Source organism: Citrobacter sp. Cpo103 (assembly GCF_030332605.1).
Lineage (GTDB): Bacteria > Pseudomonadota > Gammaproteobacteria > Enterobacterales > Enterobacteriaceae > Citrobacter > Citrobacter portucalensis.
Genome location: NZ_JAOWHO010000021.1, coordinates 104564 through 121699, shown reverse-complemented (window position 1 = coordinate 121699; position 17136 = coordinate 104564). Strand labels below are relative to the sequence as shown.

General features: G+C 52.4%; 15 protein-coding genes and 2 pseudogenes. 9 read left to right on the top strand and 8 right to left on the bottom strand.

What is annotated here, in order from left to right:
• The first annotated feature begins 117 nt into the window (after positions 1-117).
• From OGX89_RS04770 to ycgN, 3 genes are all read left to right on the top strand, one after another.
• Complete coding sequence (locus OGX89_RS04770; RefSeq protein WP_003833735.1) at positions 118-411, top strand: YcgL domain-containing protein; 294 nt, start codon at positions 118-120, stop codon at positions 409-411.
• A gap of 69 nt (positions 412-480) precedes the next feature.
• On the top strand, positions 481-1140 hold the full coding sequence (locus tag OGX89_RS04765; RefSeq protein WP_003833734.1) for a fumarylacetoacetate hydrolase family protein: 660 nt from the start codon (positions 481-483) through the stop codon (positions 1138-1140).
• 92 nt (positions 1141-1232) lie between these two features.
• A complete protein-coding gene (gene ycgN / locus OGX89_RS04760) occupies positions 1233-1679 on the top strand; it encodes a cysteine cluster protein YcgN (protein WP_003020944.1) in 447 nt (148 codons plus the stop codon).
• A gap of 29 nt (positions 1680-1708) precedes the next feature.
• Here ycgN and OGX89_RS04755 read toward each other — a convergent pair whose 3' ends face one another.
• The 3 genes from OGX89_RS04755 to nhaB all read right to left on the bottom strand — a co-directional run bounded on the left by OGX89_RS04755 (position 1709) and on the right by nhaB (position 4377).
• The gene (locus OGX89_RS04755) at positions 1709-2050 is read right to left on the bottom strand and encodes a TehB family protein (RefSeq protein WP_003020940.1); all 342 of its coding nucleotides are present in this window, start codon (positions 2048-2050) and stop codon (positions 1709-1711) included.
• 110 nt (positions 2051-2160) lie between these two features.
• Positions 2161-2691 (bottom strand): disulfide bond formation protein DsbB, encoded by a 531-nt coding sequence (gene dsbB / locus OGX89_RS04750; RefSeq protein WP_003844060.1) that lies wholly within the window; start codon positions 2689-2691, stop codon positions 2161-2163.
• A 141-nt stretch (positions 2692-2832) separates the two neighbouring features.
• Positions 2833-4377 carry a Na(+)/H(+) antiporter NhaB gene (nhaB, locus tag OGX89_RS04745; protein ID WP_126957295.1) on the bottom strand — a complete coding sequence of 515 codons (1545 nt, stop codon included), beginning with the start codon at positions 4375-4377 and terminating at the stop codon, positions 2833-2835.
• A 236-nt stretch (positions 4378-4613) separates the two neighbouring features.
• Here nhaB and fadR point away from each other — a divergent pair, with 236 nt between their 5' ends.
• Entirely contained in the window at positions 4614-5333 is a 720-nt protein-coding gene (gene fadR, locus OGX89_RS04740) for a fatty acid metabolism transcriptional regulator FadR (protein ID WP_003833559.1), read from the top strand.
• Between the two features lie 102 nt (positions 5334-5435).
• Here fadR and OGX89_RS04735 read toward each other — a convergent pair whose 3' ends face one another.
• Entirely contained in the window at positions 5436-6968 is a 1533-nt protein-coding gene (locus OGX89_RS04735; protein WP_126957293.1) for a SpoVR family protein, read from the bottom strand.
• A 322-nt stretch (positions 6969-7290) separates the two neighbouring features.
• Here OGX89_RS04735 and OGX89_RS04730 point away from each other — a divergent pair, with 322 nt between their 5' ends.
• The 3 genes and pseudogenes from OGX89_RS04730 to OGX89_RS23820 form a co-directional block, all read left to right on the top strand.
• Positions 7291-8589, top strand: a complete 1299-nt coding sequence (locus OGX89_RS04730; RefSeq protein ID WP_003833553.1) for a D-amino acid dehydrogenase — start codon at positions 7291-7293, stop codon at positions 8587-8589.
• A 12-nt stretch (positions 8590-8601) separates the two neighbouring features.
• Entirely contained in the window at positions 8602-9672 is a 1071-nt protein-coding gene (gene dadX, locus OGX89_RS04725) for a catabolic alanine racemase DadX (protein ID WP_126957291.1), read from the top strand.
• Between the two features lie 9 nt (positions 9673-9681).
• A pseudogene (locus OGX89_RS23820) lies at positions 9682-9795 on the top strand (hypothetical protein); the annotation flags it as partial.
• 6 nt (positions 9796-9801) lie between these two features.
• Here OGX89_RS23820 and OGX89_RS04720 read toward each other — a convergent pair.
• A pseudogene (locus OGX89_RS04720) lies at positions 9802-11436 on the bottom strand (potassium/proton antiporter); the annotation flags it as partial.
• A 130-nt stretch (positions 11437-11566) separates the two neighbouring features.
• Complete coding sequence (gene ldcA, locus OGX89_RS04715; RefSeq protein WP_126957289.1) at positions 11567-12481, bottom strand: muramoyltetrapeptide carboxypeptidase; 915 nt, start codon at positions 12479-12481, stop codon at positions 11567-11569.
• A 98-nt stretch (positions 12482-12579) separates the two neighbouring features.
• Here ldcA and emtA point away from each other — a divergent pair, with 98 nt between their 5' ends.
• Complete coding sequence (gene emtA, locus OGX89_RS04710; RefSeq protein ID WP_003020914.1) at positions 12580-13191, top strand: membrane-bound lytic murein transglycosylase EmtA; 612 nt, start codon at positions 12580-12582, stop codon at positions 13189-13191.
• 11 nt (positions 13192-13202) lie between these two features.
• Here emtA and ycgR read toward each other — a convergent pair whose 3' ends face one another.
• Positions 13203-13937 carry a flagellar brake protein YcgR gene (ycgR, locus tag OGX89_RS04705; RefSeq protein WP_003833545.1) on the bottom strand — a complete coding sequence of 245 codons (735 nt, stop codon included), beginning with the start codon at positions 13935-13937 and terminating at the stop codon, positions 13203-13205.
• 201 nt (positions 13938-14138) lie between these two features.
• Here ycgR and OGX89_RS04700 point away from each other — a divergent pair, with 201 nt between their 5' ends.
• Entirely contained in the window at positions 14139-14393 is a 255-nt protein-coding gene (locus tag OGX89_RS04700; RefSeq protein WP_003020908.1) for a GlsB/YeaQ/YmgE family stress response membrane protein, read from the top strand.
• A gap of 772 nt (positions 14394-15165) precedes the next feature.
• Here the strand turns inward: OGX89_RS04700 and OGX89_RS04695 are convergent.
• The gene (locus OGX89_RS04695) at positions 15166-17136 is read right to left on the bottom strand and encodes a TonB-dependent receptor plug domain-containing protein (RefSeq protein ID WP_286560014.1); all 1971 of its coding nucleotides are present in this window, start codon (positions 17134-17136) and stop codon (positions 15166-15168) included.

Genomic DNA, 17136 nt, shown 5'->3' with positions numbered 1-17136 from the left:
ACTCAATTTGCTATTTATCATCCCCAGCGCGGGGTGATATTCCGAAGACTATAAGGCATGTTATAGTCAGTATTATATTGAGGCAAGCCACCATTCCGTGAATTCAGAGTAAAAGATATGTTTTGTGTGATCTACCGAAGCAGTAAACGTGACCAGACCTATTTATATGTCGAAAAAAAAGACGATTTCTCGCGAGTTCCTGAAGAACTGATGAAAGGATTTGGTCAGCCGACGCTGGCAATGATGTTGCCGCTTGATGGCCGTAAAAAGCTGGTTAATGCCGATCTGGAAAAAGTAAAACAGGCACTCACCGAGCAGGGCTATTATTTACAAATACCACCGCCGCCAGAAGATTTACTTAAACAGCATCTGGCCGCGACGAAACAAAATACACCAGACGATAAACGTTAAACTGCATCCGGCAGCAGCACGCCCCATCGATGCAGTACCTGAAATTGATAACTACGTTAGGGGAAAGTAATGTATCAACATCATAACTGGCATGGTGCTCTGCTGGATTATCCGGTGAGTAAGGTGGTTTGCGTAGGGAGTAACTATGCCAACCATATTAAAGAGATGGGTGGAACGCCTCCGGAAGAGCCGGTGCTGTTTATTAAACCGGAAACCGCGCTGTGCGATTTGCGTCAGCCGCTGGTTATCCCATCTGATATGGGTTCGGTTCACCATGAAGTTGAGCTGGCTGTTTTGATTGGCGCGACCTTACGTCAGGCGACGGAAGAACATGTGCGCAAAGCCATCGCGGGCTATGGCGTCGCGTTGGATCTGACCCTGCGTGATATTCAGGGCAAAATGAAGAAGGCGGGGCAGCCATGGGAAAAAGCGAAGGGTTTTGATAACTCTTGCCCGCTGTCAGGGTTTATTCCGGTGGCGGAGTTTAACGGCGATCCACAGGATACGATGCTCGGATTAACGGTCAACGGTGAACAGCGTCAGCACGGCACCACGGCGGATATGATCCATCAAATCGTTCCTTTGATTGCCTACATGAGTCGTTTCTTTACCCTCAAAGCGGGCGATGTTGTGTTGACGGGGACGCCAGCGGGCGTTGGGCCGTTAAACAGCGGTGATGAACTGGCTATCAGTTTTCATGGTCAAACGCTGACGACACGCGTGCTGTAATCTCTTCTTGCCGCCTTTTCGGGCGGCAAAACTTGCATCAGCGTGCCAGACTGGTTATAAGGTGCAGCTTTATTGCAATAGCGGATACCCTGATGAGCGACATACCTTTCTGGCAAAGTAAAACCCTGGATGAAATGACCGATGCCGAGTGGGAGTCATTATGTGACGGGTGTGGTCAATGCTGCCTGCATAAGCTGATGGATGAAGACACCGACGAAATCTATTTTACTAACGTCGCGTGTAAGCAGCTCAATATCAAAACCTGTCAGTGCCGTAATTACGAACGTCGATTCGAGTACGAGCCTGACTGTATCAAACTGACGCGCGATAATCTGCCTACCTTTGAATGGCTGCCGATGACCTGTGCGTATCGTCTGCTAGCGGAAGGTAAAGGGCTGCCGGAGTGGCATCCACTGCTGACGGGATCAAAAGCGGCGATGCACGGTGAACGTATTTCAGTACGTCATATTGCGGTGAAAGAATCGGAAGTGCGTGACTGGCAGGATCATATTCTGAACAAACCTTCATGGGCGGACTAAGCCGCCCATCGATTAGCAGGCGTTAAGGCTTAAGACTTTTTCGCCTGATACATCTCATCTCCATGGTTGTCATCTTCAACCCAGAAATTGATGTTGAATTGAGCGTCGTCGCTTAATTCAACGCGATGCCAATACTGCGGTGGACTGGTCGCAAACTGACCGGCATTAATCACCACTTTTACTTCAGGCTCTTTTGCGTCTTCATTGGCAAAGCCGTAATACGTTACCGTACCTTCCATCACACAAAGCTGGCCAAAAACGCCTGCTGCAGTGTTATGGTGAGAAAGCAGTGCTGCAGGGACGTTGTCTTTGGTAAAGAAGGGAGTAGAGCGTTTAACTTTCCAGTTTGCCGGGATGCGTAAATGGGACATAAGACATCTCCTTGGTGTGGCATCTATAAGATGTATTTAATATACATCTTATAGATGCCAGCAGGCAATGAATTTAAGGCAAAAAAAACGCTCCCGAAGGAGCGTCTCTGTTAGCGACCGAAGAGGTCACGTTTTTTCGGTTTGAACGGCTGTGCTATCACCACCAGCACGGCGACCACCAGGTAGGCGGCGAAGATCCCCAACAGCCACTGCGGCATTTCCAGGGTTAAAAAAGACCACTGGCGCTCAGCACAGTCACCGGACGCTAAAAACACCTGCGGCAGCCATTTGTCCAGTGGCAGCCAGCTTGGGAAGCGTGCGGCAAAATCACAGGTCATAAACGGTGATGGGTGCAGCTGAATCATGGTGTGCTCATACGCTAACTGAAGTCCGCGCCAGGCACTGTAAATCCAGATTATCATCGCCACATAGCGCAGCGGTGTTTTTGGTGCGATAGCACCAACCAGCCCTGCACCCATCACGCCGAATAATGCGCTACGTTCGTAAATACACAACACGCAAGGTTTTAGCAGCATGACGTGCTGGAACCACAGCGCGACGAGCTCCAGCGCAAAGGCGGTTAACGCCAACAATAACCATGCTCCACGACCTCGGGAGCACTGGTTTAAAAATCGCAACATAATCATTTCCCTGCAACATGCGTAGAGACCGCAGTTTAAACCAATTCACTTTATGCGCCACTAGCGGGAATTGAAAATTTGCGTAATCGGATATTTATCATGCAAAAAGTCAAACCGGGCAGTGATTTGCCCGGTTAATTGTTATGAAAGTGTAGCTAACCAGCCCGTTTGAGTCATCCACTCGGTCACCGGTACCAGCGTGAACTCGACGCAAAGCAGACCAACGAGCGTCAGGACGAGAGTATACGGCAGAGCCATCCACACCATGCGGCCATAAGAGAGGCGAATCAATGGTGCCAGCGCGGAGGTCAGCAGGAACAGGAACGCCGCCTGACCGTTTGGTGTAGCCACGGAAGGCAGGTTGGTCCCGGTATTAATCGCTACCGCTAACAGTTCGTACTGGTTGAGGCTGATGGTCCCTTGTTCCAGTGCGGCTTTGGCTTCGTTAATGTAAATAGTGCCGACAAAAACGTTATCAGAGATCGAAGACAGCAGGCCGTTGAAGAGATAAAACAGCGTCAGTTGAGCATGCTCAGAAGACTGCAAAACAAACTGAATTATCGGCGAAAAGAGCTGTTGATCGATAATCACCGCGACAATAGAGAAGAACACGGTTAGCAGCGCGGTGAAGGGTAGCGATTCGGTAAAGGCTTTACCTATCGCATGTTCGTCGGTGACGCCGGTCAACGAGGTTGCCAGAATGATGACCGACAAACCGATCAATCCGACTTCTGCCAGGTGCAGGGCCAAAGCAACGACCAGCCAGACGCCAATAATCGCCTGGACAATCAGTTTGATTTTGTCCTGACGGGTACGTTGTTGGCGGCTCTGATCGTCAAACTGTTGCAGGACATCACGGACGGTCTCCGGCAGCGTTTCGCCATAGCCAAACCAGCGTAATTTCTCGACCAGCACACAGGTTAACAGGCCGCAAATCAGTACCGGGACGGTAACCGGCGACATGCGCAGGAAGAAGTCACCAAAATGCCAGCCAGCTGCTTTGGCGATAATCAGGTTTTGTGGTTCGCCCACCATGGTCATCACGCCGCCTAACGCCGTACCGACACCCGCGTGCATCATCAGGCTACGCAGAAAACCGCGGAACTGCTCAAGTACGACTTTATTGTGCTGATCGATATGGCTGTCATCGAGCATGTTGTTGTCTTCCGCGCGAGAAGAAGCAACGCGATGGTAGATACCATAAAAACCGACCGCAACGCTGATCACCACGGCCACGACGGTCAACGCATCGAGGAACGCCGAGAGGAAAGCGGCTGCAACACAAAAAGACAGCGACAGCAGCGTCTTGGAGCGAATAGTGAGCAGCAGACGCGTGAAAATAAACAGTAATAACTGCTTCATAAAGTAGATGCCTGCCACCATAAACATCAGCAGCAATAACACCTCAAGGTTTGCGGCAACCTCTTCACGCACATGCGTGGTGCTGGTCATGCCAATAATGACAGCTTCGATAGCCAACAGCCCGCCTGGCAGCAGTGGGTAGCATTTTAACGCCATCGCCAGCGTGAAAATGAACTCGGCCACCAGCAACCAGCCGGCGATAAAAGGGTTGATGAAAAAAATAATCGGGTTGACGACTAAGAAGACAAGCAGTGCAAGTTTGTACCAGTCTGGTGATTGACCTAAAAAATTGCGCCACATCGCGCGGCCCCATGATAGCTCCATGGTGATTTCCCTACCTTTAAAAATGAAATCATGTTTTTATGTTTGACCGCAAAGCTTAGCGGGAGGAGGGAGTACAGGCAAGCTATTCACGAGACTGACAAGGTTGGCTGTACTGTAGCGTTATTTGGAAAATGAAGCCTTGATCCACTTTTTCTTCATTGCGTCAGCTATCAGCTAAGATACCCATCTGGTATGATGTGTGTAACTATGTTTTGCTGTGTAATGGAATTTTTACTATGGTCATTAAGGCGCAAAGCCCGGCTGGGTTCGCGGAAGAATACATCATTGAAAGTATCTGGAATAACCGCTTCCCACCTGGCACTATTTTGCCCGCTGAACGTGAACTCTCCGAACTTATTGGGGTGACACGTACCACGCTACGCGAAGTATTGCAGCGGTTGGCGCGAGATGGCTGGTTGACCATTCAACACGGCAAACCGACGAAGGTGAATAACTTCTGGGAAACCTCCGGGCTGAATATTCTTGAAACGCTGGCGCGTCTCGATCACGAGAGTGTCCCGCAGTTGATTGATAATCTGCTGTCTGTGCGTACCAATATTTCAACGATCTTTGTTCGTACTGCGTTTCGCCAGCATCCTGATAAAGCGCAGGAGGTTCTGGCGACGGCAAATCAGGTGGCCGACCACGCTGACGCATTTGCCGATCTGGATTATAACATTTTCCGCGGTCTGGCATTTGCCTCCGGCAATCCGATTTACGGTTTGATCCTCAACGGTATGAAAGGATTATATACCCGCATTGGCCGTCATTATTTTGCCAATCCGGAAGCGCGCGCGCTGGCGCTGAGCTTCTACCGTAAACTGTCAGAACTCTGCGAGCAGGGCGCTCATGAGCAGGTGTATGAAACGGTGCGCCGCTATGGTCACGACAGCGGCGAAATTTGGCATCGTATGCAGAAGAGCCTGCCGGGCGACTTAGCTATTCAGGGCCGTTAATCGCTCCATGCCGGATGGCGACGCCAAAGCGTCTTATCCGGCCTACAATACGTGCACTTCGTAGGCCGGATATGGTGTTTACACCGCCTCCGGTAATAAGATTTACAGACCGTTCATCCTTGGCGGGCAACGCTCCAACAGCTCCACGCTGCCATCTTCATTCTGTTGCTCCAGCATCACGTCAAAACCCCAAAGCCGGTGTACGTGCTTGAGCACTTCTTTGCGTCCTTTATCCAGCGGCGCGCGGTTATGCGGAATGTAGCGTAAGGTGAGCGAACGGTCGCCACGCAGATCGACGTTCCAGATTTGAATATTCGGCTCCAGGTTGCTGAGGTTGTATTGCGACGACAACCTGTTGCGGATCTCACGATATCCTTCCTCATTATGAATCGCAGATATCTCCAGGTAGTTGTGACGATCGTCATCCAGCACGGTGAACAGACGGAAATCACGCATCACCTTTGGTGACAGGAACTGGCTGATAAAGCTCTCATCTTTGAAATCGCGCATCGCGAAATGCAGGGTTTCCAGCCAGTCAGAACCCGCTATGTCCGGGAACCAGTATTTGTCCTCCTCGGTCGGCGACTGACAAATACGTTTGATATCCTGGAACATGGCAAACCCCAGGGCATAAGGGTTTATCCCGCTATACCACGGGCTGTTGTAGGGCGGCTGAAATACCACATTGGTATGGCTATGCAGAAACTCCAGCATAAACCGTTCGGTGACTTTACCCTCATCATAAAGGTGGTTCAGGATGGTGTAATGCCAGAAAGTGGCCCAGCCTTCGTTCATCACCTGCGTCTGTTTCTGCGGATAAAAATACTGGCTGACCTTGCGTACAATGCGCAACACCTCGCGTTGCCAGGACTCCAGCAGCGGGGCATTCTTCTCCATGAAGTACAGCAGGTTCTCCTGTGGCTCAGAGGGATAACGGCGGGCTTCCGCCACGGTTTTCTCTTCCTCTTTCTTCGGCAGTGTGCGCCACAACATATTCACCTGGCTTTGCAGATACTCTTCACGGCTTTTCTGACGGGCTTTCTCTTCCTGTAGGGAGATTTTTTGCGGGCGTTTGTAACGGTCAACGCCGTAGTTCATCAGCGCATGGCAGGAGTCGAGCAGCTTTTCGACTTCATCCACGCCGTAACGCTCTTCACACTGGGTTATATAGTTTCGCGCGAAGATCAGGTAATCGACAATGGAACTGGCATCCGTCCAGCTTCGGAACAGGTAGTTGTTTTTGAAGAAGGAGTTGTGTCCGTAGCAGGCATGCGCCATCACCAGCGCCTGCATGGTGATGGTGTTCTCCTCCATCAGATACGCGATACACGGATTGGAGTTGATAACAATCTCATAGGCCAGTCCCTGCTGACCATGCTTATACAAGCGCTCGGTTTCAATAAACTTTTTACCAAACGACCAGTGAGGATAGTTGATCGGCATCCCGACGCTGGAGTAAGCGTCCATCATCTGTTCGGAGGTGATCACCTCGATTTGGTGCGGGTAGGTGTCCAGTTTGTAGAGTTTCGCCACGCGGTCTATCTCTGCCAGATAGACATCCAGCAGATCAAACGTCCAGTCGGGTCCATCGCTTAACCGTGTGCTGTCCTTGTTCATGGAATCAATCGTAGCCATTCGCGCACCCTCATTGTTGGCGGCACTCTCTGTCTGGAGTACCTCATGTCAAGCATAGATCATGGTGTTAAAAAACGTGCTGCGGCAGAAATTTTTTCTTTGCGATTTCACGTTAGCGAGGCGTCGAAAAATGGCATGGCCGCAAAATTTTATGCTGGATAAAAATAACGCACAGCAGGAGATGCCAAAGCGGAGAGTCCCCAGCCATCACCGTTATATGTGAGGTAAGTCACCATAAAAAAGCCATATGTTGAATAATATTTTCAACTGAGTTATCAAGATGTAATTAGATGATTGTTCTTTTACTGTTAACGGAGTGGCTATGCGAGTTGTCATACTGGGAAGTGGTGTCGTTGGCGTGACCAGCGCCTGGTACTTAAGTCAGGCTGGACACGATGTCACCGTCATTGATCGTGAGCCCGGTCCGGCACTGGAAACCAGTGCGGCGAACGCGGGGCAAATCTCTCCAGGTTATGCAGCACCATGGGCGGCACCAGGCGTACCGCTAAAAGCAATTAAGTGGATGTTTCAGCGCCACGCTCCGCTGGCCGTCCGTCTTGACGGAACCCAGTTCCAGTTGAAATGGATGTGGCAGATGCTGCGCAACTGCGACACCAGCCACTATATGGAAAATAAAGGACGCATGGTGCGGCTGGCGGAATACAGCCGTGATTGCCTGAAAGCGCTGCGCGCCTCTACCGGTATCGAGTACGAAGGACGTCAGGGCGGAACCCTGCAACTTTTCCGTACTGCCCAACAGTATGAGAACGCCACTCGCGACATCGCCGTGCTCGAAGACGCTGGCGTGCCATATCAACTGCTGGAAGCAAACCGTCTGGCGGAAGTCGAACCCGCACTGGCAGAAGTGGCGCACAAACTGACCGGTGGTCTGCGCTTACCGAATGATGAAACCGGCGACTGCCAGCTGTTTACCCAGCGTCTGGCGCAGATGGCGGAGCAGGCAGGCGTTAAGTTTCGCTTTAATACCCCGGTCGATAAGCTGCTGAGCGATGGTGAGCAGATTTATGGCGTCCAGTGCGGCGAAGAGATAGTTAAAGCCGATGCCTATGTGATGGCGTTTGGTTCGTACTCCACGGCAATGCTGAAAGGGATCGTTGATATCCCGGTCTATCCGCTCAAAGGCTATTCGTTGACCATTCCGGTGGCGCAAGATGACGGTGCGCCGGTTTCTACTATCCTTGATGAAACCTACAAAATCGCTATTACCCGCTTTGACAATCGTATTCGCGTAGGCGGTATGGCGGAGATTGTCGGCTTTAATACAGAACTGCTACAACCTCGTCGTGAAACGCTGGAAATGGTCGTACGCGATCTCTTCCCGCGCGGCGGTCATGTGGAGCAGGCAACCTTCTGGACCGGACTGCGTCCGATGACGCCGGACGGAACGCCGGTGGTGGGGCGCACCCGCTTTAAGAATCTGCTGCTCAATACCGGCCACGGCACGCTGGGTTGGACCATGGCCTGCGGCTCCGGTCAGCTGCTGAGCGATATCCTTTCTGGTCGCACGCCAGCCATACCTTATGACGATCTGAGCGTGGCGCGTTACAGTCCGGGGTTTACCCCCTCTCGTCCACGGCATTTACATGGCGCACATAACTGATAAGGACGTGAGATGACCCGCCCGATACTGGCCAGCATTGACCTGCAGGCGTTGAAACAAAATCTGACCATTACCCGCCAGGCCGCGCCGGACGCCCGCGTCTGGTCGGTGGTAAAAGCCAATGCGTATGGACACGGTATTGAACGCGTCTGGAATGCGTTGGGCACAACCGATGGTTTTGCCATGCTCAATCTTGAAGAGGCGATAACCCTACGCGAGCGTGGATGGAAAGGCCCGATACTCATGCTGGAGGGTTTTTTCCACGCTGAAGACCTGACTGTATATGACAATTATCGACTAACCACCTGTGTACACAGTAACTGGCAGCTAAAAGCATTGCAGAATGCGCGCCTGAAGGCGCCGCTCGATGTTTACCTGAAGGTGAACAGTGGTATGAACCGGCTTGGGTTTTTACCGGAAAGAGTTCCCACGGTCTGGCAACAGCTGCGGGCGATGCCCAACGTCGGTGAAATGACGCTGATGTCGCATTTTGCCGATGCAGAGCACCCGGAAGGTATTCAGGAAGCTATGGCGCGTATTGCGCAGGCAACTAAAGGGCTGGAGTGCAGACGATCGCTGTCGAATTCGGCCGCCACGCTGTGGCACCCTGAAGCGCATTATGACTGGGTTCGTCCGGGCATTATTTTGTATGGCGCATCGCCTTCGGGACAATGGCGAGACATCGCTAACACCGGCCTGAAGCCAGTGATGACTTTGAGCAGCGAGATAATAGGCATACAAACGCTGAAAGCTGGCGATCGGGTGGGCTACGGTGGACGTTACACTGCCAGCGGCGAGCAGCGCATTGGCATTGTAGCGACCGGCTATGCAGACGGTTATCCACGCCATGCGCCAAGCGGAACGCCTGTGCTGGTGGATGGTGTACGTACCGGGACGGTGGGGACAGTCTCAATGGATATGTTGGCGGTAGATCTGACACCGTGCCCGCAGGCAGGGATCGGGACGCCGGTAGAGCTGTGGGGCAAAGAGATTAAAATTGACGATGTGGCCACCGCCGCAGGTACGGTAGGCTACGAGTTAATGTGTTCTCTGGCGCTGCGCGTGCCAGTTGTGACGGTGTAACTTTATTTAGTGCATTTTGTAGGCCGGGTAAGGCGCAGCCGCCACCCGGCAAAAACATCCGCTTTACTCATCCTCATCTTCAGCAACGCGAACACCAACCTTCAGCACTGCATTATCTTCTTTCTCGGCCACCGTCCAGATCATACCAGCGAATTCCACCTGGTCACCGACGACCGGCGCGGCACCAAGCAGATGCTGGACAATTTCACCCAGCGTTTGCTGCTTATCACGATATTCGGTGCCATCATCCAGGCCATAAATCAGCGCCACATCGGCATATTTTGCGCTGGCTTCAAGAATAAAATCACCGAAGAAGCGCTGGTCTAACGACACAGGTGGCGACTGGCTGAACAGCTTGCCAAGAGCCGGGAGATCGCGCTCGCGGCCAATAACACACAATACATCGCCTTCGCGAAGACGCGTACTGCCGGAGGGGTGAAACAGCACGTTGTCACGAAACAGGGCGGCTATTCGCGTTTCTTCCGGCATATGCAGGTCGCGCAGTGCGGCGCCCACACACCACTTATCCGCGCTGAGCTGATAAACAAACTGCTCCCACGGGTTATCCGGATGAATATCCAGACCAATGCGCGACACGGGCCAGCCGACGGGAGGGACCACCACTTTGGCTTTTTTAGCAGCCCATGAAAGCGACGTTCCCTGAAACAGCAACGAGATAAGTACCACGAAGAAGGCGACGTTAAAGAACAGGCGCGCGTTCTCCAGACCCGCCATCATTGGGAAGACGGCGAGGATGATGGGTACCGCACCGCGCAGACCCACCCAACTGATGAAAATGCGCTCTCGCAAATTAAAGCCACGAAACGGCAGCAGTCCCGCGAAGACCGAAAGCGGGCGGGCAATGAATATCATCCACGCAGACAAAATCAGTGCCGGGATTGCGATAGGCAGCAGGTCGGATGGCGTAACCAGCAGTCCGAGCACCAGGAACATGGCGATTTGCGCCAGCCAGGCCAGACCGTCGAAGTTTTGCAGAATGCCAAACCGGTTGCGAATAGGGCGATTACCCAGCAGGAAACCACACAGATAAACCGCCAGAATACCGCTGCCTTCCAGCGCAGTGGTCAGGGCAAAAATCAGGATCCCACCGCTTAACGCCAATAGCGGATACAGTCCGGCAGGCAGCGAAATGCGGTTAATCATCTGCTGGAGCATATATCCACCGCCAAGACCGATAATGATGCCTAAGCCAAACTGCTGGATAATGTGCACCGCGAACATCCAGCTTAAACCGGTCTCGTGGTTTTGGATCATGGCGATGAGCGTGATGGTCAAAAACACGGCCATCGGGTCATTACTGCCGGATTCAATTTCCAGCGTAGAGCCAACGCGTTCGTTAAGCCCCTTACCGCCAAGCAGGGAAAAGACCGCCGCGGCGTCGGTTGAACCAACAATCGCGCCAATCAGGAGTCCTTCGATAAGATCCAGATGAAACAGCCACGCGGCCATCATGCCGGTGAGTCCGGAAGTAATCAGCACACCGACCGTCGCCAACGATAGCGCCGGGCCTAACGCAACGCGAAAAGAGCTGGCCTGGGTGCGCATCCCGCCGTCGAGCAGGATAACCGCCAGTGCCAGGTTACTCACCATGTAGGCGAATGGATAGTTATCGAAAGGTATGCCGCCTATACCATCCACGCCCGCTAACATACCGATAGCGAGAAATATCACCAGAATTGGGATACCGAGACGTGATGAGAATGAACTGAGTAAGATACTGCAGGTGACGAGAACGGAACCCAAAATAAAAAGGCTAATAATTGCTGCGGCATCCAACGTTCGGTTACTCCTGAATTACGCTGTTTCGTATTAATAAACCCTACCATAATAACGACAGAAACAGCGTTTTACTTAGCCCTATTAGCCGCTTTTTTTACGATTTTAGTACCGGATGCCCACTTAAGGTGAGCTGAGTGCCGTTTTTATCATTTTTCAGCACCGCATTGGCTCCCAAAGGCAAGGTGACAGTGCGTTGTTCATGGCCAAAATCGAGGCCGCAGATCAACGGTACTGATAATCTGGCGCGCAGAAAATCACAAACTGAATCAAGATTGTAACCGGCATCGTAATCATTGGGTGCGCTACCGCTAAAACTGCCAAGAATAATGGCGTTTTGCTGGGCCAGTATTCCGGCGTGGTATAGCTGCAGCAGCATACGCTCGACACGGAATGGATGCTCGTTAATGTCTTCCAGCACCAAAATGCCGTTTTTGATAGCCGGCATCCACGGTGTACCCATCAGCGAAATGATCATCGCCAGATTTCCGCCCCACAGTGTACCTTCAGTTGCGCACTGCGGACCCTCACCCTGCCATTCGAGGGTAAATTGGGCATTACGCAAAGCCTGCCAGAAATGGTGCTCGGTGAATGCGTTCATTTCTTCGGCGCCGAAGTTCGCCGCCAGCATCGGGCCGCTGAAGCTAATCACATTCCCCTGTGCCAGCAGACCACACTGGATCGCCGTAAAATCGCTGTGTCCGCACAGCAGCAACGGATCTTGTTGCTGGCGGGCTGCCAGCCCCTGCCAGTCAATTTCTGCCAGTAAACGGCTCGCGCCATAGCCGCCGCGTACCGCCATCACAATAGTATCGGGGGTTTTCAGATTAACGAGCGAGTTAACATCAGCAAGCCTTTCTGCCTCTGTACCTGCAAAACGCTGGCAGCGGCGCGCAATGACTGCTGAATTGTCGACCTGATGACCGGCCTCAGTAAGACGCGCAAGCCCACGTAAGGCAGCCTGCTGATTGATACAGTAGCCCGACGGGGCAATTAAGTGAAACCGGGACATGGCATTTCCTTGCTACAACTAAAACCAAATGTATATCATGCCGCGTAGGTATGTCGTTGTCACCTCAGCGACAGGTTCCGGCTATAAGGATAGATGACGTGAAATTGAGATGGTTTGCTTTTTTGGTTGTATTACTTGCGGGCTGTAGTTCAAAACATGATTACAAAAACCCGCCGTGGAATGCTGAAGTTCCGGTTAAACGCGCAATGCAATGGATGCCGATCAGTGAAAAAGCCGGTGCGGCCTGGGGTGTCAGTCCACAATTGATTACCGCTATTATTGCCATTGAATCAGGCGGAAATCCGAATGCGGTCAGTAAGTCCAATGCGATTGGTCTGATGCAGTTGAAAGCCTCAACTTCAGGACGCGATGTTTATCGCCGCATGGGTTGGAGCGGAGAGCCGTCGACCAGCGAGTTGAAAAACCCCGAACGCAATATCTCCATGGGGGCCGCATACCTGAGTATTCTCGAAACCGGGCCGCTGGCCGGGATTGAAGATCCGCAGGTGATGCAGTATGCGCTGGTAGTATCGTACGCCAACGGCGCGGGCGCATTGCTGCGAACGTTCTCTTCCGACAGGAAGAAAGCCATCAATAAGATCAACGATCTCAGCCCGGATGAATTTATTGAACATGTTGCGGACAATCATCCGGCGCCGCAGGCCCCGCGCTATATCTGGAAGCTTCAACAAGCGCTGGATGTGATGTAGTTCGTGTGAGTTTACTCGCGCACCTTATTCGATTTTTCCCGGGCCTCGCGTTCAAGGGAAAAAATAATCCGCTGTAAGTTCCGCTCCACCGCCGGGCCGACGTTGAGAAAACGAAAGCTCAGGCGGGGAGTGGTAATGGTTTCGTTTTTGCTGTCGATAACTTTGCGCTCGCTAATGGAAATGAGCTGGGCGTCAACGTGATACACCCCCCATTGCTCCATATTCAGTTCAACCTGCGCGAAGCGTATACCTTCTACCAGTCCTTCTGGTTTTGCCGTTTCTAACAGCCCGCCCATACCGCCAAGCGATAAATCGAATAAGCGAAAGCACAGCGTGCTGTTGTCCGGCATTTTTGCCGTGCAGCGATAGGGAGGGTGCAGCGGAGCGCCGATGCGGAAATATTCGCGACGCTGCACAAACCACAGAGAAGGCGGCAAGGATGAAATAAACGCCGGCAGTTGCTGATACTCGCCTTTTTTCAACTGTGGCAGGGTGAATTCTACTTTGGCTCCCTGCGTTTCGGCGATAATCGAGATCTGGCTGGCCCGCTGTACGGCCTGGTTTTCATATTCCTGGCTGCCAAAATCCATGACCAGCTCGTCCGGGCTGACGGCCAGAACTTTGCTGATGAACTGGCCGCCCGACCAGGAGATACGCAGTGGAACCTGCTGCGACTTTAAGTCCCGAAGTACACCTAACACCGCTAACGGATTTTGCTTCAGGAACTGCTCATTGTAGTTACTCACACCTAATGACTCCTGGATGCCTGGTTTGTCGTTGGGTTATCGGCATCAATCGACGGAACTTAATACAAATGGATGAAATTTTTTACCAAACCCAATGAATTAAGTCTGCGTGATAAAAGCATGTCGCGACGGCTTGCCTATACTTTAAGTGCTGGCGCAGGAATGTCTTGCGCGTGCGTTCACTGGAAAGAGGGCCTGAAAATGGGAATTATTGCCTGGATTATTTTTGGTCTGATTGCGGGGGTTATCGCCAAACTGATTATGCCGGGGCGCGATGGCGGGGGATTTATCCTGACCTGTATTCTGGGTGTCGTTGGTGCTGTGGTCGGTGGATGGCTGGCAACGATGTTTGGTATTGGCGGCGATGTCAGCGGGTTTAATCTCCACAGCTTCCTGGTGGCCGTGGTCGGCGCGATTGTTGTGCTGGGTGTCTTCCGGCTTGTACGACGAGATTAATCGAACGGCGCCCGAGCAGTAATGCCGTTCAGTTAAGCATGTCTGGTGAACATGTGATTCTTGCTCAGAGTTCCGTTCACCTTAGTTGTGTCATTTCTCTGAAGCGCAGATACCCGTGAACGTGCAAGGGAGGCTCACCGCCGCCTCCCTTGCATCCTAGGCTCCCGGCGGGAAAGTCGTCGCAACGCGATTCATTCGTCTTATGCCGTCTGCCTGTCGGGTCGGGGCCGAGCCTGCATCCATGCAGGCCGTCCCCTCTGTCCGCATCCCTGCGGACAGCCCCGGTCAGCCGTCAACGCCTCATCGATTTTCAGCCGGAACCAGAGTCATCGCTTCAACTCTCTGACTTCCAGTTAAATCTGTTTTGCTGTTTAAACAAAAACGCAGAAGGTGAGGTGCGGGCTGGTCCGGCTGAAAATTGCCGACGTGTTTCCGTAAGGCCGGGAGAGCCAGCATGGATGCTGGCTCAGGGCGCGTTTTGCAGGGATGCTACCTCGCGCCCGACCCGGTAGCCTGAAGGAAAAAGCGGAGGGAACCACGAAGTGGCAATTTTCCCGCCGGGAGCCGAGATTGTAAAGGGCGTGGCGGAGAACGCCCTTTACACGTTCACAGGAGCCGGCGTTTCAGAGAAGCGATGAACATGAGGTGAACGGAACCCTTTCTCTGAGAGTGCATATTCATAACTTCTACCCTCACAGGTGATACTTTCTGAAACTGAGGCGTTAACTGAACAGCATTACCCCGAGCGGGGCCGTTTCTCTATATGGCTAAGTCAGAACTGGTACTCAATCCCAGCCCAGTAATTACGGCCTTCTTCGATAAATCCTTCGCTGTACACGTATTGTGTATCGAACAGGTTATTGACCGAAGCGTTGACGCTAAACCCGTGACCGATGGCGTAGTCGGCGCGTAAATGGGTAATGGCGAAACCTGCGGCTTTCTGCGAGCCGTCGCTATTGCTATAGCTCGATGAGCGGGCCTCTTCAGACAGCGTAATGCTCAGCGGATCCCACGGTTTCAGCGTCATCCATGCGGTGAGGGTTTGCGTCGGCAAATCGGTTATTTTGCCGATGTCGCTGCGTTTGACATCCGCATGAATCAGGCCATAGCTCAGCCCAACATCCAGCATATCAAAGACTTTACCTTTAACGCCTGCATCCAGACCGGTGTAATCCACCCGGCCGCTGTTCTGATTCTGGATGGTATCGGCATCAATATTGTGCGAAAGAATGGCATCTCTGATGCGGTTGTAATAGACGCTGGCTTCGAATCCCCAGTCTTTGCCAAGTGAACCATTCCAGGTCAGATCCACGCTGCGGGCGCGTTCCGGTTTAAGCTGCGGATTGACCAGCGCCACTTGGTTATAGGCCGGTTTCGAGGTTGTGTAGCGCTCTTTCAACGTCGGGAAACGCGTTCTGTCAGAGTAGGACAGCGCTAATGTGTCTGAATTTTCAAAGTGATATTTGGTCATCATCTGCCAGTTGAAGGCCGACTGATTGTTGTCATCATAGTGGGTGACGCTGCCATTTTTCTCGTGCTTCATGCCTTCCAGACTGTCGCGCCAGTCATAGCTTATTCCCGCCACTACATCGACATTATCCGCCGCTGCCCACTGATATTCACTGGCAACAGACCAGGTGCGGTCTTCGTAACGGTCGTAAGCCGCATTAGGTGCGCCTTTCTCGCGGTGAACATCATCCTTCCAGTTCACCGCGAAAGAGAGCTGGTCGTTCTCACGCATATCCGCAGCGAGCTGCAGACCAGCCCCATCGCTATAGTCTGAATAATGACTGTAGCTGCCTTTTTTGTTTTTCAGATCGGCAAGCGAGTTGTACATCATCAACGTATTTTCAAATGTGTCGCGATACAGACGGCTTTTCAGGGTAAAACGGTCGCCCAGATGGGTCGTTCCCTGATAGTAATAGCTCTCTTTATCGTACTGTGGCCATTGCCAGTAGCGTGATTTCTGACTGCTGGTTCCAGCGTACGGAGGGTTATCTTTTTCACCGTCCTGATTAATATAGGTCAGCACATATTCGTCATCACCACGTGGGGTAAAGCCCAGCTTCACGATGCCGCGTTTATCATCGGCGGAGGAGTTGGCAATCTTGCCGTTGCTGCCCGCAATAGGGTTGTCCACGCCATGCGGTAGGCCAAGGAAATCCTGCTTCAACTGACTGCCGCTGAGCTGGATGTAACCGAGATCGTTGCTGGCGCCAAATGAAGCATGCATATCGTGGGCGTTGTCTTTGCTACGACTCCAGCCCTGGCGATAGCCAATGCTGCCTTCAACCGGTTTGGTAGGTCTTTTGGTGGTGATATTGATGGCGCCGCCCATCTGGTTCGGCCCTTGTAGCAGAGACGAGTAGCCTTTGGAGACTTCAACCGAAGCGATATCGGAGGTCAGAAAACGGCCTAAATCGAGGTTGCCGTCATAGGGGATGTATACCGGCACGCCGTCAAAATAGACGGGAACCTGACGGCTGTCAAAACCGCGGACTTTCACCTGCTGCTCATTGCGGTTGCCTGACTTTTGCAGCACGACGCCGGGGACAACGCTCAGCGCCTGCGCCACGTTTTGCTTATCCAGTTGCTGCATCGTTTCCTGGCCGAGAACCGTAGTGGTTGCCGCGGAGGCCGGGCTTGACCAGACGGTCATGGTTTCGCTTTCCTGCCCAGCAAAAGCACTGTGCGCGAAAGCAAACGACAGGGCTGTGTAAAGACAACTTTTGTTGAAATTCAT